Annotated in this window: 24 protein-coding genes and 1 tRNA gene; 13 read left to right on the top strand and 12 right to left on the bottom strand. The window is 51.7% G+C overall.

What is annotated here, in order from left to right; translation table 11 throughout:
- Window positions 1-214 precede the first annotated feature (214 nt).
- On the top strand, window positions 215-1,600 hold the full coding sequence (locus MRY16398_RS00515; RefSeq protein WP_039080103.1) for a uracil-xanthine permease family protein: 1,386 nt from the start codon (window positions 215-217) through the stop codon (window positions 1,598-1,600).
- Between the two features lie 120 nt (window positions 1,601-1,720).
- Complete coding sequence (locus tag MRY16398_RS00510; RefSeq protein ID WP_125123714.1) at window positions 1,721-3,463, top strand: AsmA family protein; 1,743 nt, start codon at window positions 1,721-1,723, stop codon at window positions 3,461-3,463.
- 161 nt (window positions 3,464-3,624) lie between these two features.
- Here the strand turns inward: MRY16398_RS00510 and MRY16398_RS00505 are convergent, their stop codons facing one another.
- The 8 genes from MRY16398_RS00505 to MRY16398_RS00470 all read right to left on the bottom strand — a co-directional run bounded on the left by MRY16398_RS00505 (window position 3,625) and on the right by MRY16398_RS00470 (window position 10,572).
- Window positions 3,625-4,311: a D-lyxose/D-mannose family sugar isomerase gene (locus MRY16398_RS00505; RefSeq protein WP_125123713.1), complete on the bottom strand. Its 687-nt coding sequence runs from the start codon at window positions 4,309-4,311 to the stop codon at window positions 3,625-3,627.
- Window positions 4,308-5,225, bottom strand: coding sequence for an ROK family protein (locus MRY16398_RS00500; RefSeq protein ID WP_125123712.1), 918 nt, complete (start codon window positions 5,223-5,225; stop codon window positions 4,308-4,310). The genes MRY16398_RS00505 and MRY16398_RS00500 overlap by 4 nt, the downstream gene beginning before the upstream one ends.
- A 48-nt stretch (window positions 5,226-5,273) precedes the next feature.
- Window positions 5,274-6,134 (bottom strand): ketose-bisphosphate aldolase, encoded by an 861-nt coding sequence (locus MRY16398_RS00495; RefSeq protein WP_039080099.1) that lies wholly within the window; start codon window positions 6,132-6,134, stop codon window positions 5,274-5,276.
- A gap of 81 nt (window positions 6,135-6,215) precedes the next feature.
- Window positions 6,216-7,067: a class II fructose-bisphosphate aldolase gene (locus MRY16398_RS00490; RefSeq protein ID WP_039080098.1), complete on the bottom strand. Its 852-nt coding sequence runs from the start codon at window positions 7,065-7,067 to the stop codon at window positions 6,216-6,218.
- 11 nt (window positions 7,068-7,078) lie between these two features.
- Window positions 7,079-8,170 carry a PTS fructose transporter subunit IIC gene (locus tag MRY16398_RS00485; RefSeq protein ID WP_039080097.1) on the bottom strand — a complete coding sequence of 364 codons (1,092 nt, stop codon included), beginning with the start codon at window positions 8,168-8,170 and terminating at the stop codon, window positions 7,079-7,081.
- Window positions 8,171-8,188: 18 nt separating this feature from the next.
- On the bottom strand, window positions 8,189-8,503 hold the full coding sequence (locus MRY16398_RS00480) for a PTS fructose transporter subunit IIB (protein WP_079496886.1): 315 nt from the start codon (window positions 8,501-8,503) through the stop codon (window positions 8,189-8,191).
- Window positions 8,504-8,522: 19 nt separating this feature from the next.
- Window positions 8,523-8,993, bottom strand: coding sequence for a PTS sugar transporter subunit IIA (locus MRY16398_RS00475; protein ID WP_039080095.1), 471 nt, complete (start codon window positions 8,991-8,993; stop codon window positions 8,523-8,525).
- A gap of 25 nt (window positions 8,994-9,018) precedes the next feature.
- Complete coding sequence (locus tag MRY16398_RS00470; RefSeq protein ID WP_079496885.1) at window positions 9,019-10,572, bottom strand: BglG family transcription antiterminator; 1,554 nt, start codon at window positions 10,570-10,572, stop codon at window positions 9,019-9,021.
- 692 nt (window positions 10,573-11,264) lie between these two features.
- On the opposite strand from MRY16398_RS00470, the gene MRY16398_RS00465 reads away from it, so the two are divergent.
- From MRY16398_RS00465 to MRY16398_RS00450, 4 genes are all read left to right on the top strand, one after another.
- A tRNA-Sec gene (locus MRY16398_RS00465) sits at window positions 11,265-11,359 on the top strand.
- A gap of 161 nt (window positions 11,360-11,520) precedes the next feature.
- The gene (locus MRY16398_RS00460; protein WP_125123711.1) at window positions 11,521-12,699 is read left to right on the top strand and encodes a tyrosine-type recombinase/integrase; all 1,179 of its coding nucleotides are present in this window, start codon (window positions 11,521-11,523) and stop codon (window positions 12,697-12,699) included.
- The gene (locus tag MRY16398_RS00455) at window positions 12,696-14,183 is read left to right on the top strand and encodes a hypothetical protein (RefSeq protein ID WP_125123710.1); all 1,488 of its coding nucleotides are present in this window, start codon (window positions 12,696-12,698) and stop codon (window positions 14,181-14,183) included. Before MRY16398_RS00460 ends, MRY16398_RS00455 begins: the two co-directional genes overlap by 4 nt.
- Window positions 14,184-14,226: 43 nt before the next feature.
- Window positions 14,227-15,324 (top strand): protein kinase domain-containing protein, encoded by a 1,098-nt coding sequence (locus MRY16398_RS00450; RefSeq protein ID WP_125123709.1) that lies wholly within the window; start codon window positions 14,227-14,229, stop codon window positions 15,322-15,324.
- A gap of 205 nt (window positions 15,325-15,529) precedes the next feature.
- On the opposite strand, the gene MRY16398_RS00445 is transcribed toward MRY16398_RS00450, so the two are convergent.
- The 3 genes from MRY16398_RS00445 to MRY16398_RS00435 are packed head-to-tail and all read right to left on the bottom strand — an operon-like array spanning window position 15,530 to window position 17,102.
- Window positions 15,530-16,105: a phage polarity suppression protein gene (locus MRY16398_RS00445; protein ID WP_125123708.1), complete on the bottom strand. Its 576-nt coding sequence runs from the start codon at window positions 16,103-16,105 to the stop codon at window positions 15,530-15,532.
- A 43-nt stretch (window positions 16,106-16,148) separates the two neighbouring features.
- A complete protein-coding gene (locus MRY16398_RS00440) occupies window positions 16,149-16,349 on the bottom strand; it encodes an ogr/Delta-like zinc finger family protein (protein ID WP_096980945.1) in 201 nt (66 codons plus the stop codon).
- 3 nt (window positions 16,350-16,352) lie between these two features.
- Entirely contained in the window at window positions 16,353-17,102 is a 750-nt protein-coding gene (locus MRY16398_RS00435; protein ID WP_172600696.1) for a capsid protein, read from the bottom strand.
- Window positions 17,103-17,663: 561 nt separating this feature from the next.
- Here MRY16398_RS00435 and MRY16398_RS00430 point away from each other — a divergent pair.
- The 7 genes from MRY16398_RS00430 (at window position 17,664) to MRY16398_RS00400 (ending at window position 22,573) form a co-directional block, all read left to right on the top strand.
- A complete protein-coding gene (locus MRY16398_RS00430; protein ID WP_125123706.1) occupies window positions 17,664-17,930 on the top strand; it encodes a helix-turn-helix transcriptional regulator in 267 nt (88 codons plus the stop codon).
- Window positions 17,927-18,145 carry a hypothetical protein gene (locus tag MRY16398_RS00425; protein WP_125123705.1) on the top strand — a complete coding sequence of 73 codons (219 nt, stop codon included), beginning with the start codon at window positions 17,927-17,929 and terminating at the stop codon, window positions 18,143-18,145. Before MRY16398_RS00430 ends, MRY16398_RS00425 begins: the two co-directional genes overlap by 4 nt.
- Before the next feature lie 9 nt (window positions 18,146-18,154).
- Window positions 18,155-18,691 (top strand): host cell division inhibitor Icd-like protein, encoded by a 537-nt coding sequence (locus MRY16398_RS00420; RefSeq protein ID WP_125123704.1) that lies wholly within the window; start codon window positions 18,155-18,157, stop codon window positions 18,689-18,691.
- Window positions 18,688-18,921, top strand: coding sequence for a hypothetical protein (locus MRY16398_RS00415; protein ID WP_125123703.1), 234 nt, complete (start codon window positions 18,688-18,690; stop codon window positions 18,919-18,921). The genes MRY16398_RS00420 and MRY16398_RS00415 overlap by 4 nt, the downstream gene beginning before the upstream one ends.
- A complete protein-coding gene (locus MRY16398_RS00410) occupies window positions 18,918-19,238 on the top strand; it encodes a DUF5375 domain-containing protein (protein ID WP_110296593.1) in 321 nt (106 codons plus the stop codon). Before MRY16398_RS00415 ends, MRY16398_RS00410 begins: the two co-directional genes overlap by 4 nt.
- A gap of 10 nt (window positions 19,239-19,248) precedes the next feature.
- Window positions 19,249-21,582: a primase-helicase zinc-binding domain-containing protein gene (locus MRY16398_RS00405; protein ID WP_125123702.1), complete on the top strand. Its 2,334-nt coding sequence runs from the start codon at window positions 19,249-19,251 to the stop codon at window positions 21,580-21,582.
- 367 nt (window positions 21,583-21,949) lie between these two features.
- Window positions 21,950-22,573, top strand: a complete 624-nt coding sequence (locus tag MRY16398_RS00400; RefSeq protein ID WP_197718600.1) for a hypothetical protein — start codon at window positions 21,950-21,952, stop codon at window positions 22,571-22,573.
- A 259-nt stretch (window positions 22,574-22,832) separates the two neighbouring features.
- On the opposite strand, the gene MRY16398_RS30495 is transcribed toward MRY16398_RS00400, so the two are convergent.
- Window positions 22,833-23,237 carry a hypothetical protein gene (locus MRY16398_RS30495; protein ID WP_125123701.1) on the bottom strand — a complete coding sequence of 135 codons (405 nt, stop codon included), beginning with the start codon at window positions 23,235-23,237 and terminating at the stop codon, window positions 22,833-22,835.
- Window positions 23,238-23,711: the final 474 nt, after the last annotated feature.

Here is a 23,711-nt window from a genome sequence, read left to right as displayed (position 1 = left end):
TTTTTAATTATCATGCGCGATTGCCGATGATTTTAGCATTGCGCAAATTCTGCGGAACGATAAAAGCGCGAACCACCTAAAATCGGGGGGCCTTAGAACCCAACTTGCCGCTCTCAACATTCTTTATAAAAGTACGTTTTATTGTTTAGCAACCGTTTGCTTTTACCAAACAGTCCGATAGAATCTCCGCTTTTCCATCAGGGGATTGTTTGCGATGTCTGTCAACACCATCGAGTCCGAAAATGCGCAAACGGTTGCGCATACCCAGCCCAGTGAGCTGATCTACCGCCTTGAAGACCGCCCACCGCTGGCGCAAACCATTTTTGCCGCGCTACAGCACCTGCTGGCGATGTTTGTTGGTGTTATCACGCCAGGCCTGCTGATTTGCCAGGCGCTGGGTTTACCGGCTCAGGATACGCAGCACATCATCAGCATGTCGCTGTTCGCCTCCGGCGTCGCATCCATCATCCAGATTAAAGCCTGGGGCCCGGTCGGGTCCGGCCTGCTGTCTATTCAGGGCACCAGCTTTAACTTCGTTGCGCCATTAATTATGGGCGGAACCGCACTGAAAACAGGCGGCGCCGATGTGCCGACGATGATGGCCGCCTTGTTCGGCTCCCTGATGTTGGCAAGCTGTACCGAGATGGTCATCTCCCGCATTCTGCCGTTTGCCCGCCGCATCATTACCCCGCTGGTCTCCGGCGTGGTGGTGATGATCATCGGCCTGTCGCTGATTCAGGTCGGCCTGACGTCTGTGGGCGGTGGCTTCGGCGCGATGGCAAACCATACCTTTGGCGCGCCGAAGAACCTGCTGCTGGCAGGTATCGTTCTTGCCATCATCATTCTGCTGAACCGCCAGCGTAACCCGTACCTGCGTATCGCCTCCCTGGTCATTGCGATGGCGGTCGGCTATCTCGTCGCCATGATGATGGGTATGCTCCCGGCTTACAACGCGCCGGGCAGCACCTTTATGATCCCTACGCCACTGTATTATGGCCTGAGCATCGACTGGAACCTGCTGCTGCCGCTGATGCTGGTGTTTATGATCACCTCGCTGGAAACCATCGGTGATATCACTGCAACCTCTGACGTTTCTGAGCAGCCGGTTTCCGGCCCGGCCTATATGAATCGCCTGAAAGGCGGCGTACTGGCAAACGGTCTGAACTCCTTTGTTTCTGCGGTGTTCAATACCTTCCCGAACTCCTGTTTCGGGCAGAACAACGGCGTGATTCAGCTCACCGGCGTCGCCAGCCGTTATGTGGGTTTCTTCGTTGCCGTCATGCTGATGGTGATGGGTCTGTTCCCGGCCGTTGCCGCCTTCGTTCAGCAACTGCCTGAGCCGGTACTTGGCGGTGCAACGCTGGTGATGTTCGGTACCATTGCCGCATCTGGCGTACGTATCGTTTCCCGCGAGCCGCTGAACCGCCGCGCAATCATGATCATCGCCCTGTCGCTGGCCGTTGGCCTGGGCGTCTCCCAGCAGCCAATGATTTTGCAATTCGCCCCTGACTGGCTGAAAAACTTGCTCTCTTCCGGCATCGCTGCCGGTGGCATCACCGCTATCGTACTGAACCTGGTTTTCCCTACCGATAAGCAGTAATCCCAACAGAGGCAGCGGATGTTTTCCGTTGCCTCTGTAACGCTCTTTCACCATTCGTGCCTTGAGGAATGCGCATAAATCGTGCATAACTCCTGTACAGGCTTACGAGGGTGGAAGATCATGAAATTTATTGGAAAGCTGCTAATTTTCGTCTTTGTCGTCCTGCTGCTGGCGATGGTGGCCGGTTATTTCCTGCTGCAGACCCGCTGGGGTGCAACGCAGGTTACTAACTGGGTAAACGAAAAGAGTCAATATCACCTCACCGTTGAGGCCATTGACCACCAGCTTTCCTCGCCTTCCCATGTGCTGTTACGCAACGTCAATTTTGGCCGTAAAGGGCAGCCCGCTACGCTGGTCGCCAAAACCGTTGATATCGGCCTGAGTAGCCGCCAGTTCACCGATCCTCTCCACACCGACACCATTTTGCTGCAGGACGGCACGCTGAATCTGTCCCCGGCCACCGCGCCGCTCCCCTTCCAGGCTGACCGTCTGCAACTGAGCAATATGGCTTTTAACAGCCCGGCGACCGGCTGGGATCTGAGTGCGCAACGCGTCACCGGCGGCGTAAGCCCCTGGCAGCCTGTCGAGGGCAATGTGCTCGGCACGCAGGCGCAAATTCAGATGAGCGCGGGTTCGATGACGCTTAACGGCGTGCCCGCCAGCAATGTGTTGATTCAGGGCAGCATTGATAAAGGCACGGTCACATTAACCACCATCGGTGCAGATATGGCGCGGGGTTCGCTGACCGGGAATGCACGACGCGACACGGATGGCGGCTGGGTGGTGGATAACCTGCGGCTGACTGATATTCGCCTGCAGAGCGACAAATCGCTGAAAGATTTCTTTGCACCGCTCACGACTCTGCCGTCGTTGCAAATCGGGCGGCTGGATGTGACCGATGCCCGTCTGCAGGGGCCAGAATGGGCAATTGCCGATCTGGACCTGACGCTGCGTAACCTGACGCTAACCAAAGGCGACTGGCATACGGATGACGGCCAGTTGTCGATGAATGCCAATGAGTTTATCTACGGTTCGCTGCATTTGTTCGACCCGATTATAAACGCGGAATTTACCCCGGCGGGCATCGCGATGCAGCAGTTCACCACCCGCTGGGAAAACGGAATGGTGCGCACATCCGGCTACTGGACGCGCAGCGGAAAAGCGCTGGTGCTGAACGATGCGGCCATCGTCGGGCTGGAATATACGCTGCCTGCCAACTGGAAGCAGTTGTGGATGGACACCCTGCCCGACTGGCTGAATAGCGTCACGCTGACCAGGTTCAGCGCCAGTCGCAACCTGGTGATTGATATCGACCCGGCTTTCCCGTGGCAGTTGACGTCACTGGATGGCTACGGCACCAACGTGCAACTGGCTCGCGACCACAAGTGGGGCGTGTGGAATGGCGATGTGAAGATCAATGCCGCCGCTGCGACCTTTAACCGGGTGGATGTGCGCAGGCCGTCGCTGGCGTTAAGCGCCAACGGCAGTTCGGTGAACATTACCGAGCTGAGCGCCTTTGTCGAGAAAGGGATGCTGGAAGCCACTGCCGTGGTCGGTCAAACGCCGGACCGCACCGTGCGGGTGAGCCTGAACGGGCGTGGCGTGCCGATGAATGTATTGCAGCAGTGGGGATGGCCCGCGTTGCCGATCGGTGGCGACGGTAATCTGCAGTTGAGCGCCACGGGCCGTATTCAGGCCGATGCGCCGTTAAAACCAACGGTTGATGGTGAACTTTCCGCCGTGAATGCCCAGCAACAACAGGTGAAACAGACGATGCGCGGCGGCGTGGTGTCAGGTGGTGAAGCGGCCGCGCCCGCGTCGGCACCTGTGCCAGCGCCGGCTGAGACACAGCCCACGCCATAACCCTTTTCCCCGGTGGCGCTTCGCTTACCGGGGCTACCGTTGAGGAGGGACGCGTTGTTTACGCCGCCATCCGGGAACCTGGCAACCGTGCCGCCAATGCCCCTCACCCCTGCCCTCTCCCTCAAAGGGAGAGGGAGAAAGGCACGCCGCATCCGGGAAAATCACGTCACATTCAAACGCCCATACTCATGGCATAACAACCACTTCACGGGTACATCCTCGTCGATGGTTGGGAAACGCCCGCCGGGCTCGAGGAAATGGTTATCGCGCTTATCGTCATTCACCATCGAAATCTCCCAACCGAGCACAAACGCTTTCTCGGCCCAGAAACGGTGATACAGACGCGGCGGCAGACACACCCCCTGCCCCGGTTTTAACACCAGCGTCTCACCGGGCTTAAACGTACGCCGCCGCCCGTCCACACGCACCTCCACCGAACGCCGCTCGTCAAACAGCGCCTCATCCGTCGCCCAGCCGAACTGCATACACAAATCGCCACCGCCCCGGTTCAGAATGTCTTCCATTTTATGGCGATGAAAATGCCACGGCGTCTGCTGCTCCTGCTGGATTTGCAGCATCTTTTCGGCATACGGCTTCGGGTAGGCGGCTGAATTCAGCGCACCGTTACGCAACGTCAACAGCGTCAGGCCGGTTTTGCTAAAATCGCCGCGGCCAAAATCGGTGATATCCCAGCCCAGTTGCAGATCCAGCACCTCACTCCATTCATCCAGCCGCTGTTTTCGCCAGGCATCGACGGTGAAAAAGGCAAACTCCGGCAGGCACACCCGGAACGTCTCGGCGATGGCGTGCGCTTTATCAATGGCATAGTTAATCTGTGAACGTTTCATTCTATTCTCCCGGTTCGAATGGCAAGCCAGGCAGCGCCGCGCATGCCGCTGCTGTCGCCGTGATGGGCTTTCACGATAGGGGTAGAGAAATGATCGGTAAAAACGAAAGGGGCGACGTCAGCTTCAAGATTCGCGATAAGCGGCTCTGCATTCGACAACCCACCGCCAATCACAATCACGCCAGGGTCGAGAAGATTCACCACCGTTGCCAGGGTGCGGGCAAGCTGTTGGCGAAACCGCGTCACCTGCCGCACGGCGTTGGTTTCACCCTGCTGCGCCAGCGCCACAATCGCATCACCTGTAAGATGTTGCCCACTGAACAACCTGTAGCGCTCGCTCAACCCCGTCCCGGAGACAAACGACTCCACGCAGTTATCCTTACCACAATAACAACGCACCGGCGGGCCATCGTGCTGCTCGCGGTATCCCGGCAGGGTAATGTGACCACACTCGGCGGCATTTCCCCACGCGCCAACAAATGGCTGGCGGTGAATGGCTATCCCGCCGCCGCAGCCGGTACCGAGCGTGATACCAAACACCACTTCATGCCGCTGCCCCGCACCGTCACAGGCTTCCGACAAGGCGAAACAGTTGCCGTCGTTCGCCATCACCACTGTCTGCCCCAGTAACTGCTGGAGATCCGCCTGCAACGCGCGGCCATTAATGACCTGAATATTGGAATTTTTAATCAGCCCGCTCAGCGGCGAGACGCTCCCCGGCAGGGCAATCCCCGTCATCATCGGCTGCTGCATGTCATGGCGAATCTGGTCAATAAAGGCGACCACCGACTCCACAAACTGCGGATAGCTCGCTTTTTGCGTCGGGCAGCGGTAGCGCGCCTTTTCCTGCCCTTGCGCATCCATCACCACTGCCGCGATTTTGGTGCCGCCGATGTCCAGCCCCAGGTAGTACATATCCCTTTCCTTATTGCGAAAGAGGCGGGCGAACCCGCCTCCATGGCTTTAGTAGAGTGACGCTTTCCCGGTTGATCCAAACAGCTTCATTTTGTAGCGGATCACCTCCCGAGCGGCGTTGATCGCGTCCGGGTAGATCACGTTCGGATCCCACCAGGTTTCGCGGGCGAGGATCTCACGCACTTTCTGGAAGTAAGCGTATTTCATGTCGCTGGAGATGTTGATTTTGCCCACCCCCAGGGTCACGGACTCGGCGATTTCCGCATCCGGGTTCGCCGAACCGCCATGCAGCACCAGAGGAATATCCAGACGCCCGGCAATGTCGCGCAGAATGTTCATTTGCAACTTCGGCTGCATGCCTTTCGGGTAGATACCATGCGCCGTACCGATCGCCACCGCCAGAGTGTCTGCCCCGGTGCGGGCAATAAAATCCTCTGCCTGTGCCGGGTCGGTATAGGTGACTTCCGACACACCGCCTTCCACGGACGTGCCCGTTTGCCCGATGGTGCCCAGCTCCCCTTCCACCGAAACGCCCACCGCATGCGCCAGGCGCACCACTTCTTTGGTCAGCGCCACGTTCTCCTCATAGGGTAGTAGCGAGCCGTCAATCATCACTGAGGTGAATCCACACTGGATCGCCCGTAACACATGCTCGACCGATGCGCCGTGATCCAGATGCAGGGTGAACGGCACCGGGCTGCGCATGGTGATATCGCGGACATAGCCGAAAAAGCTATCCCCGACAAAATCGTGTTCGCTGGGGTGGATGGAGATAATCGCAGGCGTGTTGGTGGCTTCCGCTTCTTCCACCACCGCGCGGATGAAGCAGCTATCCGCCACGTTGAACGCACCAATGGCGAAACCGTGCTGGCGGGTGGGTTTCAGTAACTCTTTCATCGAAATTAACATGTTAATTCTCCAGTTTCGGGGTGTAGCAAGCCCTGCCGGTGCGTCGTTGCAGAGGCATAGAAGGCGTAACAGAAAAAAGAATCAGGCTTTGCCGATAGCGCCGCTGGCCTGTAGATACGGGATAATGGCTTCTTCGCTGGCCTGCTCCATGGCGATCAGCACATCCACCAGTTCGCGGGAACTGTCATGACACAGGGTATGCAGCAGCGCGGCCTTTCCAGCTTCGAACACCGCCGCGCCGACATTGATCTTGGCGACGCCAAAGGACGGGCAACGCTGCATCTGGTCAAACGGAGTGCCGCTGCCGCCGTGCAATGCCAGCGGGACCGTCGATTTGCGGGCAACCTCTTCCAGGCGCTGAAAATCGATAGCTGGCGTGATGCCGGGGGCGTACATGCCGTGCGCGGTGCCGACGGAAACCGCCAGCAGATCAATCCCGGTCTGCGCAATAAACGGTTCAACGTCGGCGGCCTGCGTCATGAGATCCGCATTGGTGGCGTGGTCATAGCGCGGCGCATCGGCCAGATGGCCCAACTCCCCTTCCACACACAGCCCGGCACTGGCGGCCAGCTCAACAACTGCGCGGGTCTGGCGGATGTTCTCTTCCAGCGGGAAGGCAGAGGCGTCAATCATCAGTCCGCTAAACCCGGCGCGAAACGCCTGGCGAATGCGCACCGGATCTTTCCCATGGTCAAGGGCCAGCGTGACCGGCACCGTGGCCTCGTCGGCCAGCGCTTTCACCACCGCCACGGCAACCGGTGGTGGGAAATGCGCCAGATGTCCCTGATACAGGTTCAGGATAATCGGCGCGCGATGTTTCTCGGCAACCCGCACCGCCGCGCGGGCGCTTTCGAGGTTCATACAGTTGATGGCCAGAAGCGCATAATGTTCACGCCAGGCTTTGGTCACCATACTTTTCATGTCGGCAAACATACGGTCTCCGTTTATTCCAGGGTGAAGGTGATCTCTTCGTCTTTCAGTTTCTTATCGCTAAGCTCGTCAAACTCTTCGTCACGTTCGGTCACCGGTTTCTTCCACAGCGAGAGCATCACGCCGCAGATAACCGTGCCTATCCCCAACGCCAGGCAGAACAGCAGCGGATGGGTAAACAGCGGCACCACAAACATGCCACCGTGTGGAACCGGGCTTTCCACGCCCCACACCATGATCAGGCCACCCGCAATCGCCGAGGCCACCACACAGGAGCCGACCACGCGCAGCAGGTCACGCGCCGCAATCGGGATAACCCCTTCGGTAATCATGCAGATCCCCATCGGGAAGGCGGCTTTCAGCGCTTCACGTTCGGCGCGGGTGTATTTGTGGCGCGTCAGCAGGAAAGAGAGGGTGATGCCGAACGGCGGAATAATGGAGCCGACAAATTTCACCGCTTCCGGCCCGTATACACCGCTGACTAGCAGACCATCGGCAAACAGCGACATGGTTTTGTTCACCGGGCCGCCGAAGTCAAACGTTGCCATCGCGCCAAGGATCGCCCCCATCAGGAAGCGAGAACCGCCCTGCATCGACTCCAGCATGTGGATCAGCGCTTCCTGCAGCCAGGCGATGGGTTTGCCAATCAGGGTCATCATCAACAGGCCGCCGATAATGGTGCTCAGGACGGGCAGTACCATGATGGGCATCAGCCCCTGCATGGATTTCGGCAGACGGATGTAGTGTTTAAGCAACAGGACGGTGTAGCCCACCAGGAACCCACCCAGCATCCCGCCGATAAACCCGGTATGAATTTGCCCACAGACAAAGCCGACAATCAGGCCCGGCGCGAATCCGGGACGGTCAGCAATGGAGTAGGCAATGGCAGCGCTGATCAGGGGGACAATCAACCCCATTCCCCAGCCGCCAATCTGATTGAGCATCCAGGGGATGGTGCCCGTTTTTTCTCCAACGTTTGTGCCGCCGAGTACCTGGCCGAGGGCAATACAGATGCCCGCCGCCACAATTAACGGAATCATCCACGAGATGCCCGTCAAAAGATGTCTTTTTATTTCCTGCGAAACAGGAACTTTATTTTCACTCATGTGACCTCCAGATAAGGATCACGCATTAGCTAATGATTTCTCGACCTTTTCAAGAAACTGAACGGGTGATTTAATGACAATTTCGGTTTTAACTCGCACGATACGCTTATTAATGAAACGTTCTTCTCCTTTTATTTTGACATCGACCGCAAGAATAACGACGTCGGCTGCGGAAATATCTTCCACCAATAACTCATTTTCAGTACCGATAGTGCCCTGAGTTTCAACTTTAATATTATGCCCAAGCGCTTTTGCGCCTTTAATTAACTTCTCGCGGGCAATATACGTATGTGCAATACCTGCCGTACAGGCAGCGACACAAACAATATTCATAAGATGCTCCACTTTTTATTTAGCAAACATCGGATTCGGCATATTGACTAAACAAGTCAATAATCTTTTGTGGACTACGTTCGACCAGTAATTGCTCGATGATCTCTTCATCCGCCAGTGCACCCGCCACCTGAGAAAGCAGGCGAATATGCGTCGTGTTTTGATCTTCAAGCCGTACAGCAAATAAAATAATGCAGCGCACATTACTGCCATCCAGGGTTTCCCAGGGAATATCCTGGCGTGTGCGTCCAATCGCCAGGGTGGTATTGACCACCGCTGAAGATTTACCATGAGGTATCGCGATATGGTTTTCGAAGCCGGTCGACCCTTCTGATTCACGTTGCCAGACATCCTGAATAAACGTTTCCCGGCAACTAATAGCGCCATCTTTTTGCAACAGGTCGGTTAATTCCTCAATCGCCTCCGTTTTATTTGTAGCTTTCATATCTAAAATAACGCGATTCGTATTCAGGATTTTTGTTATGTCCATTAAACATACCTCATGGATTCAGATATTAATGTTCGACGACCAGAGACGTCGCACGATGCAATTTTTCCGTAATAACCGTTTCCGTCACACGCTTAATATCGGCATCATTAAAAAAGGCGGTGACGTATACCACCGGCAGAGCAATGGCCGGCAGATTGATCGTCGAGACAACCAGTTCAATATCGTCCGTCAGAACGGACGGCAGGCTTCCCGCAGAGACCACGCCAACGATGGTCCAGTCCGGGAAGGCGCGCAGAATGCGGCTTTTCAACAGATGTGAGGTTCCGATACCCGTCGAGCAGACCAGCAATACGCGCTTGCGGGCGATCTGTCGCTCCATCGCAGCCTGAAAATGGACGGTCAGATAACCGATTTCATCCTCCGACACCGCCTGTTCCCCCCAGCCGCTGAATACCCGATTCACCGCGCACTGGGTCAAGCGCCAGACGTCCTGCAATTCGCCTTTGATATCATCAAGCAGCGGGTTACGAATGCGAATCTGGTAATTCAGGCGGTTAATCAATGGCTTAATATGAATCAACAGCCCGTCATAGAGCGCGACATCCTGGCTAAAGTCGCTGTCGACCATATCGGCGAAGGTCGCGATAAGCCGGTGAGTAATCAGCCGGGCTTCGTCGCTGGAGTGCATATGGCCAATCATGCTGACGTCGTTATGCTCTTCAATCACCACACCGGACGAGATAATGTACTGATAAATAAACCAGACTTCGTCTTCCGGCAGCGGATGGGCGATGCGCTGTTCAATCCGCTGGATCATACGACTGGCAACGGCAAAGATGTTTTCATCAAAGGTACTGGCGTTGTCGTCTTTTTTTGGCAGCGCATTGCCGCGGGTAATGCGGTACATCATGATCAAAATATGGGTGAAAATATTGACGTAATAGGGTTCACCCAAAGACCAGCAAAGATCGTTTTCCATCTCCTGCAATAATGACTGAACGAATAAAACATCTTCTTCACCAAAGTAATGGACCAGCGCGTTATAACTGCCCGGATCGAGGCGGGAATAGATTACGCTTCCCGGTTCGTTATGGTTAATAACACCATTGATCAGCGAAGCCATTGCCTGACGCACGCTACTTTCGCTGCCTTCGATATGCGTTCCGCTCTGGCTGCGAATTAACGTCAATCCCAGCGGGGCAATCCAGGACTCAATCACTTTCAGATCATTCACAATTGAGGCGCTACTGATAAAATAGCGCTCCGATAATTTGCTGATGGACGTTTCATGTGGCGTTTCGCTTAATAATTGCGACGCTATTTTCACGCGCCGGGAATTGTTCATCATGCCGTCTGCGTCATCACCTTCAGTGCCAAGCAACTGATCGAGGTGCAACAGGTCAGTGACATTGTCTGCGCTGAGCATGACCCCTGCACCGGCACGCTTATTAATGCCGATATTCCATTCTGCCAGCCACGGTTCAAGGATGCGTAAATCCCGCTGAATAGTTTTTTCCGATACATTTAAGTATTCAGCGATTTTCAACAATGTAATAAATTCCCTTCGCGGAAGAAGGAATTTCAATAATCTGTTTTGTCGCGAGGTAATCATTTGCATTCTTTACCCTTACACAGATTAAAAATAATGATGAAGCTCTAAAACAGATAAGCTCCGCTTGCAATCCGTGATGATAAATATAAAAGGGCATTGAAATAACGACAATACTAAATCGTGTCCTGCCTTCCGGACAAAAAATAAGACAACAAGCGGGATCTCAGAGATATTTACAGCGCAGATCACACTTTTCGCGCTAATTAACGTGATAGCGCTCGCAAATATGGAGGAATAAAAATTTTAAATAAGGTGATTTTTTTCGGGATGTCTGGAAAGACGTGGCGGGGTACAAAGCATCGCGCACATCACGTCCGAACCATCGCCCGGATAAGACGCCTGTGCACCGCATCCGGGGCAGGCAGCAACACGGCAATCAGGCCAATACCGTCACTACTCTTTCGTCACAGAAGAGTTCCCCCTTTACACTCAAGGGTTCTTTGAGGCGACAACCGCTATCGCCAACCATCAACATTTGCAGCGGAATAGCGTATTTAGCTACCGAATTGGGCTTGTTGTTTACTATGACGGCGATTGTGCCGTAAGAAGAAAATTTAGTAACCACATGAATAAGTTAGCATTTAACTCAAACGTATGGAAAAGCGGACAGCAGACCGAGAAAAAAGTGTGATGGGGGATGTGGTAAATGGTTGAAAGTGGCTATAATGCGCCCCGCCTCCATGTAGCAATCGAGGCGCGGAAGATCGTCGTCTCCGGTGAGGCGGCTGGACTTCAAATCCAGATGGGGCCGCCAGCGGTCCCGGGCAGGTTCGACTCCTGTGATCTTCCGCCAAAGTTGCTCCGCACCCATCCGAGAAAGTCTAAAAAACGTTTATTTTCAATAGAGTTATAAAATAATCCATCCGTAACAGTCCGATACGTTCTCCCTGAATCCATGAAAAATATGTATAGTGATGTGTATAGATTTTTTATACACATTTTTGACTTATACACATGGCACTGACAGACATACAAATCAAACGAGCAAAGCCCCAAGACAAGCCCTATACATTGAACGATGGACAAGGCTTGTCATTACTCATCAATCCAGATGGCTCAAAAGGATGGCGCTTCCGTTTTCGCTTTGCTGGTAAAGCGCGGCTAATGTCATTTGGTAGCTACGATTTAGTTAGCCTTGCAGAAGCCCGTGAGAAACGCGATTCAGCCCGTAAGCAGGTAGTAAACGGCATAGACCCCGTAGAAGAACGTAAAGCCCAGAGGCTGGCACTGCGACTCTCAACAGAAAATTCATTCGAATCTATATGTCGCGAGTGGCACTCAAATAAAGCAGATCGATGGACGGTGGACTACCGCGAAGAAATCATTAAAACATTTGAGCAAGATGTTTTTCCGTTCATTGGGCAGCGCCCTATAAGTGAGATCAAACCTCTAGAACTGCTTGAAGTGCTACGACGAATAGAGAAGCGCGGAGCGCTGGAGAAGACCAGAAAAGTGCGCCAAAGATGCGGTGAGGTTTATCGTTATGCGATCATAACGGGCCGAGCCGAATACAATCCAGCGCCTGATTTAGCCATAGCTCTGGCCGTTCCTAAACAAAAACACCATCCATTTTTATCAGCTGAAGAGTTACCTCATTTTATTCGGGATTTGGAAGCGTATACCGGTAGTATCATCACGAAAAATGCGACGAAGATTGTAATGCTTACTGGTGTACGAACCCAAGAGATGCGCTTTGCTACATGGGACGAAGTAGACTTAAATAAAGGAATATGGGAGATACCAGCGGAGCGGATGAAGATGCGCAGGCCTCATCTAGTACCGCTATCTACTCAGGTTATTGAGCTGTTCAGACAACTGAAACCTATTACAGGGCACTACCCTTACATTTTTATTGGTAGAAACAACCGCAGCAAACCAATATCTAAAGAGACTGTGTCGCAGGTAATTGAGTTGCTTGGCTACAAAGGACGTGCAACAGGTCATGGATTTCGTCATACCATGTCAACAATTTTGCATGAGCAAGGGTTTGATAGTTTGTGGATTGAGATGCAATTAGCACATGTTGATAAGAACAGTATTCGCGGCACCTATAATCATGCTCAATATCTTGAAAAACGTAGAGAAATGATGCAATGGTATTCAAATAGCATAATTAATGGGCATCTAAAATGACAGTAATATTGAAGCAAGATGGTTTTAATGATTCCGAAAAATACTTAGCGGAACTGTGCAGCAAGACTTTTTTAAGTTTATGGAGTTATCCTAACGTCTATACCGATGAAGGTAAAAAAAATGATAAGGGTGATGGAAAAGAACTATGTGATTTACTGGTAGTATTCAACCATCACGTCATTATATTCTCTGATAAAGATATCGGTTTTAAAGATACTGGAAATATCGAAGTTGAATGGGGTAGATGGGTCAAGCGAGCTGTATTAAAATCGGCAAATCAATTGTATGGTGCAGAGAGCTGGATTCTGGAACGATCAAACAGAATATATCTTGACCCTAAGTGCAAAAATAAATTCCCACTTAACTTTCCCGCATCTAATGCTATAAAAATACATAGAATAGCCGTAGCTAAAAATGCAACGAAGAGATTTGCTTCGATAGTAAGAGGATCTGGCAGTTTAATAATAAATCCACTTATAACAGGGAATGAGCACTTAAAAAACCCATTTATGATTGGAATTCCAATTCCAGGCAAGCCCTATATTCATGTTTTTGATGATGTTGCACTAGATGTTGTGTTACATGAATTAGATACAATATCAGACTTTGTTGATTACTTAGAAAAAAAAGAAGAACTCATAAATTCAGGAAAACTAATTTCTGCTGCTGGTGAGGAAGATTTGCTGGCTTTTTATTTAATGAGTGCAGAAAAAAAACGCCCACCAGGTTTCTATATTGAGGCTGGTACTAAAGCAGTTATTTTAGAAGGACAGTATGAATCTTTAAGAAAATTACCTCAATACCATATAGGTAAAGAGCATGACAAAATCTCTTACTTCTGGGATGGCTTCATTGAACATTTCGCCGGACATGCTTTAGGTGGAACTTTATTATATGAGAATAAACGTCCATTGTCAGATGCTACCTTAGGACTTCAAGTGATGGCATCAGAGAGGAGAATAGCCCGTCGAGCATTATCAAAGTCGATTTTAGAAAAAGTTGAGAGCACTCCCCCCAATAAGAAAGCCGTTCGTATAATGTTTTCGCCAACCAATCCTAACCACGGGTATATTTGGCTGATATTACCAATCCCACCTCAAGCGCAATCCTATGAAGAGTACCGACATTACAGAAAGGAATTTCTTTACATTTACTGCACATCAGCAAAATTATTATACCCCAATGTTAAAACCATCATTGGGATAGCCACTGAACCACGAGGCGGTGGGGGCGGGGAGGATATGATATACCTTGATACGACCAGTTGGGAAGCGGCTGATTTTGAACAAGCGGAGATAGACAGGAAAGTTTTTGGGGTATTATTACCCGAAAATGTTCAGCAATTTTCCGGTATCGAATATCAGTACCCAGTCATTGAAAGTAAGGATTTAGATTTAGCGAATAAATCACGAGCCGCGACTAAAACCAAGAAAAAAAAGAAAGCCCAAAAGAAATCCAGAAAACTAAATCATAAACGAAAATAATCTAACTTGATGATAATTTGAACATTACCAATAAGGTTTTATTATGGATAAATACTTTAGAATACAACCTCAGTGGAGTTTAGTAGAAGCATTTGAACAAACAAACAAATACTATCAGCCAGGGAGTATGGTGACAGGTGCTGCTCGTAATGTCCAAATTGAGAATTGGGGTATTTTAATTGGCAGAACTCGGGCTTTAGCAGAAATTAAATACGCCATTGAGTCATTCGGTTCAAAAAATAAATTATGTAAACACATACAAATGTCATCAAAGTATTTCAATATGCTTGAAGATTTCTATAATGAACTACCGGATGATAAAAAGCCGGGGAAAATATATCAAGGAATGACTATATCAGGATACTTCCTTTTAAGAAAAATTGGTGGTGGTGGTAATGCTGTCGTATGGGAAGCAAGAGATTCTACAGGCAAAACCCATGCTTTGAAAATACTAAAAAAACCTAATGCAACATCAATCCATCGTTTCAATGACGAAATAGGGACTCTAAAAAAAATTGAGAGTTTAAATGACAACACAATAAATGTAATAAATATTATAGATAGTTATCAGCCAGCCGAAAAGGACGTTCCGCCATGGTATGCAATGCCCAAAGCAACCTCCTTAGAAAATTATATTGAAAAGCATTCCGTTACCCCATTAAATATATTAAAAGGAATGCTAGAAATATGCACAACAATTGAATCCCTTCACAAACAAAAAATATTTCATAGGGATATAAAGCCTGACAATATTATTATTTACAAAAACAAATGGCATCTATGTGATTTTGGCATTGCTACTTTCCCAAACAAACAAAAAATCACAAAGGAAGGAGAGAAGCTAGGCTCTTTGCATTTTCATGCACCAGAAATGCTAATGACCACAGAGCAAAACTCGGGGGAAGGTGCAGATATATATAGCTTTGCTAAAACACTATGGGTGCTTTTGAGCGGATACAAATTTCCGATTGCAGGCGAATTACGAATAGATCGCCCTGAGGCTTTAATATCGACCTATTGTCAAATGAAAAACATCCATTATCTGGATTCAGTTATTTCTGAATGTACACGGTTTACCCCAAGCGAAAGACCAAAAATGGAATCGGTAAGGCGTTACCTTGAAAAAGTAATAGAGGAATAAATATCTTAGAAGATAGCGCGCAGTGCTTTCCCCGCCTCGCCTGCCCGCTTAACGGGGCGGTTTTAATGCAGGTGCATGAACCGGCTCAGGCCGCGCCGGGACTGGTGCGGGAAGGGGCAAAAAAAGTGCGTAAACGCATGCAAAACCATGCACCCTGTGGATGCATGGCGTGATTCAGAAAAAATAGCGGGATTTTCGGTGATTTTCAGGCGGGGTGCTGCGCGGCCATGTCTGCACACCGGCGAGCATAAATCTGGTTCTGTGCAGGCGTATATTTTTCCTGATTATCTGCCCGCGAAGCCGCGTCAGGCCTGTGTCCGGCTGCGGTTAAAATGTCATTATCCTGTGCACAATAATGAATTTCATGACCGGTGTTCAGCCATGCGGCCAGCGCGTCACGCAGATACGAGGTTGCACGGTCGAGGGCACGGCGTTTAATAAATTCCGGCTGGCCGTTAAGCGCTTTTAATTCCGGGGCCAGCACGGCGGCCAGTGTTGCGCCGTGCTGCTGCATAAATCCCTCAAGACCGTTTTGTATGCTGACGTGCTGTAAAGTTTCATGCGAGCGGATATAGCGACCGGCGGCCCGGTTAATCTGCCATTTATTCACCTCAATGCGCCCGCGCAGTGCCGCCACCCTGACGGGGCAGTTTTCACTGTCCCCGGAAAGGTGGTCGTTCAGTGCCTGCTCGGCCTGTGCCCGTTCCGTTTTCAGGTTGAGCCAGGCGGTTTTGTCGGCCTGACAGATGTCAAAGGCCTGCTGTGGTGTGAGTGTGGTCAACGGTGTTCTCTCCGTGGTCTTTAACAGTGTATGAGAGGGGTATTTACGGTGCCGGCGGGCTGTCCGGCTCCGGGGACGGTACAAGCACCCCGGCACGTATCACCCCGTCAACCGATTCGGTGGTACGGAACGTGGCCGAGCATTCAATATTCCGGCACTGGTGATAACGGCGTTTGACGTTTTCCGACAGGTAGCTGCTTGTGCGCGAATGGGCGGCGTGTTTGCAGAACGGGCAGTGAAACATGATTTATACCCCCGTCCCGTTAGCGGCTTTTTTTGCGGCCAGTGCCTGAGCGAGTTGCGTACGTCTGGCCGGGCTGTTATAGAGCTTCATATCCAACCCCGTCAGTGCCGGGCGGTACAGACCGGTGACGGACAATACCGGCTCCTGTGCCATATCAAACTCGTGAACAGCCTTCATTCTCCCCAGACTGTCCGTGAGTTCACTGGCCGCAGTGGCATATGCTGATTCGCTGCCGCTTAATTCCAGCGAACGGATGCGCAGCACAAAAGCGCGTATCAGTGCCGGGTCAATGGCCGTAAGGGCACAGGCCCATTCACCGTCGGCATACGTGGTGAATGCGGTGTTGTGGGCGGTTGTGTACTGATGCGCTGACCTGCATGCGCCGAGCATCGCACTGTCTTTGTCGTCTTCCAGTTCGGCAATCAGGGCGGTGAACTCTTCCGCCAGTTCGCGGTTCGCAACGCGCTGTGAGTGTTCGGCTTTCATTTCCGGGGTGAGGTTACCGCGCAGACTGCGGAACCGGCTGCGCCAGTTCTGTTCCGCTTCCGCGCTTTCATCCAGCGCGGTCTGCCGTTCCTGTTCACTGCGGCGAATGGCCGCCTCGGTGTCATACAGTTTTTTCATGCTGGCCGTGTGGGCGTCACGGGCCTGCGTGAACGCCTCCAGGGCAACGGTCACGCGCTGTTCGTTCTCCTTCCTCTGCTTCTCTGCTGTCGCTTTCATGGCGGCGGCAATAATGTCTGCGGGCTTCATCATTTCAGGCTCTCCGTGTGTGTTGGCTGAGGTCATTCTGCCGTGCACCACACAACGGGGCGATTCATTACGGTTGTGGCAGGGATGGCACAAAAGGGACGGAACCCCGGCTCGCCAGAAAGAGGTCGCAGGAAAACCTTACTCACCGTTTATTTTTTTACTGATAACTGTTCACTACTGTTCACCGGAAATAAAAAGATAAGTAATACAGTAAGTTAAATGGTGAACAGTTGAGGGGTTAACTGTTCACCGACTGTTCACTACTGTTCACCGAAGCAATATTTAAATATTGGTCAGTTAATAAAAAAATGAATGTTTATTCCTGTTAATAAAGCGAAATCAAACACCATAATATATTGTACTTTCCTGTTTTCCTGACTCCTCACCACTATCCGACATTATTCAGTAATATCCGGCATCCCGTTGTTTTTTGAGCCTGTGTTGTGTCAGTGGCAGGCGCATTTCGCCTTGTTGCCATGACTGAAAATATGTACAAAATAGGGAGCTACCCGAAGCCGGACAGACATGCCCGGCGCTGTATAAACCCAATGAGGTAGCCCGATGCACACTGCTTTTTCTTCTCCATCTTCCGCACCGCTTACTCCGGTGATGCCCGTCCCTGACAGGACTCAGGAGCGCTTTTTACGCCTGCCCGAAGTGATGCATCTTTGTGGCCTGTCCCGTTCGACCATTTATGACCTCATCAGCCGGAGCGAATTTCCGCAACAGGTCTCTCTCGGGGGAAAAAATGTCGCCTGGGTACATTCCGAGGTCAGCGCCTGGATGGCGGATTGTATCGCCCGTCGTAACGGAGGGATGTGCGCATGATTATCCTGACCATTGGCGAACAGAAACACACCCTTACCCCCGAAGATGCGCATCTGCTGAGTCTTGCCCTGACCTCTGTCACGGAAGGGAAAAGCGCCAGCCGGGGCTACAGAGTGCGTTCACCGGCGTTCAGTGTGGAGCGTGCCGCCCCACAGAGTGAGCAGAAGCATCACCGTTCCCGCCCCGCCGGGAAAGACACGCTCACTGACTGCTGAGGTGCCGTTGTGTTAATTATTCTTTTCCCTGGCTTGCCTGCCGGGGTTTTTTACGGGTATAGTTTCCGCGCTGTCGCAAAATCGGCAGCCGGGCGTAGGAACCCGTGTAATTCACAGGCGACAACAGACGCGCCATGCGTCTTTTTTTACGTCGTTGCTCAGGCACACCCATTTTTCGGGCTGTGGCTCTTATGCCATAGCTGCTGTCAGATAATGGTGGTCCGGGCGGGGCAGCCTTCGGGCTGGCCGGTATTCTGTGAAGCCGGTATTCCTACCCCCGTCCGGGTCACCACCCATGAGCGTAGGAACTCCGGTGGTGGCAATAACCGCTATTCACAGGAGGTTGCCGCTATGGCTACGACCCTCACCCCGTCACACCCGCAGTTTGTCTTTGTGTTTGCCGCCGTTCGACGTGCAGACCGTAAACCCCGTATCTGTATGCTCCGCACCGTGGCCGGTGATGAACAGGCCGCCCGCCTTGCCCTTGTCCGTGATTACATCCTGTCGTTTGCTGGCCGCCTGCCGGTTGCGGAGGTGCGCGCATGAACGAACTCACCCTGACCATCACCCGTGCTGACCTCCAGCACCTTGAACACCTGCGTAATGTCGGCCAGCTTGTCGGCGAACTCATGCAGGTACAGGACTGCACGACCTCCCGTCGTGACCCGGCACAACAGTTACAGCTCGCTTCCGTCATTCACCTGATGACCGCCCGGCTTGATGATGTGGTCGAACGCTGCAATGCACGCTGGCTCACTGAGGAGGTACGCGCATGAAACAGCCCTTACCGCCTGTCTTACGTGCCGCCCTGTACCGCCGCGCGGTCGCCTGTGCCTGGCTGACCCTGTGTGAACGTCAGCACCGCTATCCGCATCTCACCCTCGATGCGCTGGAAAGCGCCATCGCTGCCGAGCTGGAGGGCTTCTATCTGCGCCAGCACGGCGAGGAGAAAGGCCGCCAGATTGCCTGTGCGTTGCTGGAAGACCTGATGGAAGCCGGGCCGCTTAAGGCCGCCCCGTCACTGTCCTTTCTGGGACTCGCCGTCATGGATGAGCTTTGCGCCCGCCATATCAAAACGCCTGTGCTGCACTGAGGGAAAAACAATGAACATGAACGTAACGGAAACCGTCAACCAGGCATGCGGCCACTGGCCGCGCATTCTCCCGGCGCTGGGGGTGAAGGTCATTAAAAACCGGCATCAGGCCTGCCCGGTCTGTGGCGGGAGTGACCGCTTTCGCTTTGATGATAAGGAGGGGCGCGGCACCTGGTTCTGTAACCAGTGTGGTGCGGGTGACGGGCTGAAACTGGTCGAAAAGGTGTTCGGTGTGAAACCGTCCGAGGCCGCCCGCAGGGTGAACGCCGTTACCGGCAGCCTGCCACCAGTTGCCACTGAGGTGATTACGGCCACTGAGGACGCAACGGAGGCTGACCGGAAAGCCGCTGCAACGCTTGCCAGCTCACTGATGGAGAAGACCCGCACGGCCACCGGTAACGCCTACCTGACCCGCAAGGGCTTTCCCGCGCATGAATGTCTGACCCTGACAGCCACGCACAAAACCGGCGGCGTGACGTTCAGCGCCGGTGATGTGGTCGTGCCACTGCATGACGGGACCGGCGCACTGGTTAACCTCCAGTTTATCGATGCTGATGGTCTCAAACGCACCCTGAAAGGCGGGGTGGTGAAAGGGTGCTGTCACACCCTTGAAGGGAAAAAACAGGCCGGGAAACGCCTGTGGATAGCGGAGGGGTATGCGACCGCGCTTACCGTGCATCACCTGACCGGCGAAACCGTTATGGTGGCGCTGTCGTCCGTCAACCTCCTTTCTCTGGCGAGCCTGGCCCGTCAGAAGCACCCGGCCTGCCAGATTGTCCTCGCCGCCGACCGTGACCTCAACGGAGAGGGACAGACAAAAGCCGCAGCGGCCGCAGACGCCTGTGGGGGCACGGTTGCCCTCCCACCGGTGTTCGGTGACTGGAATGATGCGCTTGTCCGCCAGGGCGAAGAGGCCACGCGTAACGCGATATATGACGCCATCCGGCCACCGGCACAAAGCCCGTTTGACACCATGAGTGAAGCGGAATTTACCGCCATGAGCGCCAGCGAAAAGGCCATGCGGGTTCATGAGCACTACGGTGAAGCGCTGGCCGTGGACGCGAACGGTCAGCACCTGTCCCGCTATGAAAACGGTATCTGGAAAATCATTCCCCCGTCCGATTTTGCCCGTGACGTGGCCGGGCTGTTCCGGCGTCTGCGCGCCCCGTTCTCGTCGGGGAAAATTGCCTCCGTCGTGGAGACGCTGAAACTGATTATTCCGCAGCAGGACACCCCGGCACGGCGTCTGATTGGTTTTCGTAACGGTGTGCTCGACACGAAAAGCGGGACATTCAGCCCGCACCACAAAGCGTACTGGCTGCGCACCCTGTGCGATGTCGATTTCACCCCGCCGGTGGCGGGGGAAACGCTGGAGACCCACGCCCCGTATTTCTGGCGCTGGCTTGACCGGGCGGCCGGTGGCCGCGCCGACAAACGCGATGTGATTCTGGCGGCGCTGTTTATGGTGCTGGCGAACCGCTACGACTGGCAGCTCTTTCTCGAAGTGACCGGGCCGGGTGGCAGCGGGAAAAGTATCCTTGCCGAAATCGCCACGATGCTGGCCGGGGAAGATAACGCCACGTCGGCCACCATCGAAACGCTGGAATCGCCCCGCGAGCGCGCAGCCCTGATTGGCTTCTCGCTAATCCGCTTACCTGACCAGGAGAAATGGAGCGGTGACGGGGCCGGGCTTAAAGCCATCACCGGCGGCGATGCGGTCTCCGTTGACCCGAAGTACCAGAACGCCTATTCCACCCACATTCCGGCGGTGATTCTGGCCGTGAACAACAACCCGATGCGCTTCACCGACCGCAGCGGTGGTGTGTCCCGTCGCCGGGTGATTATTCACTTCCCGGAACAGATTGCCCCGGAAGAACGCGACCCGCAGCTAAAGGACAAAATCGCCCGCGAGCTGGCCGTGATTGTGCGCCAGTTGATGCAGCAGTTCAGCGACCCGATGAGCGCCCGCACACTGTTGCAGTCTCAGCAGAACTCGGACGAGGCACTGAGTATCAAGCGCGACGCTGACCCGGCCTTTGATTTTTGCGGTTATCTGCAAGCCCTGCCGGAGGCTGACGGAATGTATATGGGGAACGCCAACATCATCCCGCGTCAGCCGCGCCTGTATCTCTATCACGCCTATCTGGTGTACATGGAGGCGCACGGCTATAAAAACACCCTCAGCCTCACCATGTTTGGCAAAGGACTCTCGGCCATGCTGAAAGAGTACGGCCTGCATTACGACAAACGCCGGACGAATCAGGGGATGCAGACCAACCTCACACTACGGGAGGAAAGCAACGCCGACTGGCTGCCGAAGTGCGATGACCCCGCAGCGAAATAAACTACCCTGACCGGCAACAGCCGGTCTTTTTTTACCTGCAAAACGGCAAAAGTGAACAGTGAAGTGTTCACTGCTCACCATGTATTCACCCGCTAACCATATGAAAATAATGAATAAAAATACCGAGTGAACAGTGTGAACAGTTTTTCCAGAAAAAACTTTTTTCCCTCAAAAGGGAACAGACCACTTAGTGCCAAGAGCTGACGTAGCTATACTCAAACAATAACTAATAAGGTAAAGTTGGCGAAGGTGTTTTAACTTCCCCCCTTATGAAGGAACGAGCGAAGATGTATTTTTCTGATGATTTTTTTTTGCACTCTCAAAGTGGCAGAAAGGATGGAAAGAGGATCAAGAACAGCGTAATTTATTGGCTGTAGACTTATTGCAAACAACACAAAATTTGGATAAAAAATTCAAAAGCGTTACAAAACCTTGCTATAGAAAACGGTTTCTTCATCAGGGAGAACTCGTTGATATCGTTTTGAAAGACCAAAAAGATGAAGGAGTGGTGAGTTGGACTTTAGACCAAGAATATGCTGAGAGATTCAAAAAACTTTATAAGGAAAACGCTGTTTCTGGAGCGATTTTTGAACACACGCCCACTGAAAATGAAGTTGTTGTAAACATATGTGAATTATGGAAAGACCCTGAATTTATTGCAGCAGCCATAGATTTTCAGAATAGATATCCTGAAGATGCAATACCTCTTTTTCATTTCAAGGATACGCAGAGTGAAGTGATCCTTACATCCCCATTGAAAGCTTCGGAAATCATAGCTCTCACCGGAGCATCTAGCCCATTTGATGATTTATGTGATCAGGCTGGAATACCGGATGATTCATCCAGAGATGATTTGTTTTCAAAATTAGTTGAAAGTGGTGACTGCCCGGGGGAATTAAAATACACAAATAGAGAAAGCGCACAACGAATTATAGATAATGTGATTCGGAAGGTACATGATAAAATTACAGCTTTCAAAAATAACAGCTAAACTAAATAGTTAGCGCAAAGTTCCGCTTTTCGCTCATTGCAGACTAAGCTGTCCGCTTGGTGCTAGAAGCGGATATTGCATACAGCAGACTTTATTAATCAATAGGAATCAGGTCAGGAGCTATATTAATTGATGTCTGGTGTCAGAGTTTCATTATCACTTGACCTGGTTGCCTCAAGCTCTAGAGACACTATTGATGTTTATGCATAATACCCGTTTTTGATAGGACTCATTCAGACCTGTAAGACAAACTGTACCATTATTCTTTTTTGACCCTGTCCACAATCAGATCTTTGACGGAAACACCGTCATCTTTTGCTTGATGATATAATACATAAAATGTTTCCTCATCAATCCTGATGACGAAAGTGCGTTTGATGATCCTGTCGTAAAGGTATGTGCCTGCTAAAATAAGCAAGAAAGTAAGAGAAGCGATTAATAATGCAATAGTTCCTTTATCAATATAGGTAGCAAGGAGAATACCCACAGGAGCAAGGAATAGAATAATATGACCCGCTAGAAACAAAGTTGCAAAGCCAAGCCCACTATTCTTGAACTCATTTCTCGTTTTTATCATTACAGCTTTAGATACAAGAAAAAAAGGGATCAGAACTAACCCGGCTCCCATATGTTTCAGATAATCCAACGCAGTTAGAGCGATCATTAACTTTTCCTGACAGGGACTCGAGATCGTTGAATGCTTAGGTAAAGTTACTATAAAGGGAGCACCGGAAGATGTCCATGGAGGGTGTTGTGAACAACTGCGAACTTCCGTTGTTCGCTCACAGCAGACTATAGCGTCTGCATCTATAAACCTACGGAGGTGAGCAGTAAACTGTTCACTATTCACCGACCATTCACTGATTATCTCAATGAAAATAAAAGAAAAAAACCTCAAGTGAACAGTGTGAACAGTTTTTCCTAAAAAAAGTTTTTTAGATCAGATTAGCCACGGGTGCTCCATCTATAGATAGTTTGTAGTCAAGCAAATGTGTATAATTATGTGTATATGAAAGAAAATTAATATCAATAAAAACCAATAAATACATATGGTTAAAAACCAAATACCACTCCTGTGATCTTCCGCCAAAGTTCCTCATATATATCCCCCCATACGTTAATTTTAAAGAAAAGACGG

Origin of the sequence: Phytobacter sp. MRY16-398, from assembly GCF_003925915.1 — a bacterium.
GTDB classification, from domain to species: Bacteria; Pseudomonadota; Gammaproteobacteria; order Enterobacterales; family Enterobacteriaceae; genus Phytobacter; species Phytobacter diazotrophicus.
The sequence above is the reverse complement of the archived record's forward strand: the minus strand, read 5'-3'. Positions and strand labels throughout refer to the sequence as shown.

Coding starts and splice junctions, on each gene's coding strand:
- MRY16398_RS00515 (WP_039080103.1), top strand. CDS start 215: ATGTCTGTCAACACCATCGAGTCCGAAAATGCGCAAACGGTTGCGCAT.
- MRY16398_RS00510 (WP_125123714.1), top strand. CDS start 1,721: ATGAAATTTATTGGAAAGCTGCTAATTTTCGTCTTTGTCGTCCTGCTG.
- MRY16398_RS00505 (WP_125123713.1), bottom strand. CDS start 4,311: ATGAAACGTTCACAGATTAACTATGCCATTGATAAAGCGCACGCCATC.
- MRY16398_RS00500 (WP_125123712.1), bottom strand. CDS start 5,225: ATGTACTACCTGGGGCTGGACATCGGCGGCACCAAAATCGCGGCAGTG.
- MRY16398_RS00495 (WP_039080099.1), bottom strand. CDS start 6,134: ATGTTAATTTCGATGAAAGAGTTACTGAAACCCACCCGCCAGCACGGT.
- MRY16398_RS00490 (WP_039080098.1), bottom strand. CDS start 7,067: ATGTTTGCCGACATGAAAAGTATGGTGACCAAAGCCTGGCGTGAACAT.
- MRY16398_RS00485 (WP_039080097.1), bottom strand. CDS start 8,170: ATGAGTGAAAATAAAGTTCCTGTTTCGCAGGAAATAAAAAGACATCTT.
- MRY16398_RS00480 (WP_079496886.1), bottom strand. CDS start 8,503: ATGAATATTGTTTGTGTCGCTGCCTGTACGGCAGGTATTGCACATACG.
- MRY16398_RS00475 (WP_039080095.1), bottom strand. CDS start 8,993: ATGGACATAACAAAAATCCTGAATACGAATCGCGTTATTTTAGATATG.
- MRY16398_RS00470 (WP_079496885.1), bottom strand. CDS start 10,572: ATGCAAATGATTACCTCGCGACAAAACAGATTATTGAAATTCCTTCTT.
- MRY16398_RS00460 (WP_125123711.1), top strand. CDS start 11,521: ATGGCACTGACAGACATACAAATCAAACGAGCAAAGCCCCAAGACAAG.
- MRY16398_RS00455 (WP_125123710.1), top strand. CDS start 12,696: ATGACAGTAATATTGAAGCAAGATGGTTTTAATGATTCCGAAAAATAC.
- MRY16398_RS00450 (WP_125123709.1), top strand. CDS start 14,227: ATGGATAAATACTTTAGAATACAACCTCAGTGGAGTTTAGTAGAAGCA.
- MRY16398_RS00440 (WP_096980945.1), bottom strand. CDS start 16,349: ATGTTTCACTGCCCGTTCTGCAAACACGCCGCCCATTCGCGCACAAGC.
- MRY16398_RS00435 (WP_172600696.1), bottom strand. CDS start 17,102: ATGAAGCCCGCAGACATTATTGCCGCCGCCATGAAAGCGACAGCAGAG.
- MRY16398_RS00430 (WP_125123706.1), top strand. CDS start 17,664: ATGCACACTGCTTTTTCTTCTCCATCTTCCGCACCGCTTACTCCGGTG.
- MRY16398_RS00425 (WP_125123705.1), top strand. CDS start 17,927: ATGATTATCCTGACCATTGGCGAACAGAAACACACCCTTACCCCCGAA.
- MRY16398_RS00415 (WP_125123703.1), top strand. CDS start 18,688: ATGAACGAACTCACCCTGACCATCACCCGTGCTGACCTCCAGCACCTT.
- MRY16398_RS00410 (WP_110296593.1), top strand. CDS start 18,918: ATGAAACAGCCCTTACCGCCTGTCTTACGTGCCGCCCTGTACCGCCGC.
- MRY16398_RS00405 (WP_125123702.1), top strand. CDS start 19,249: ATGAACATGAACGTAACGGAAACCGTCAACCAGGCATGCGGCCACTGG.
- MRY16398_RS30495 (WP_125123701.1), bottom strand. CDS start 23,237: ATGATCGCTCTAACTGCGTTGGATTATCTGAAACATATGGGAGCCGGG.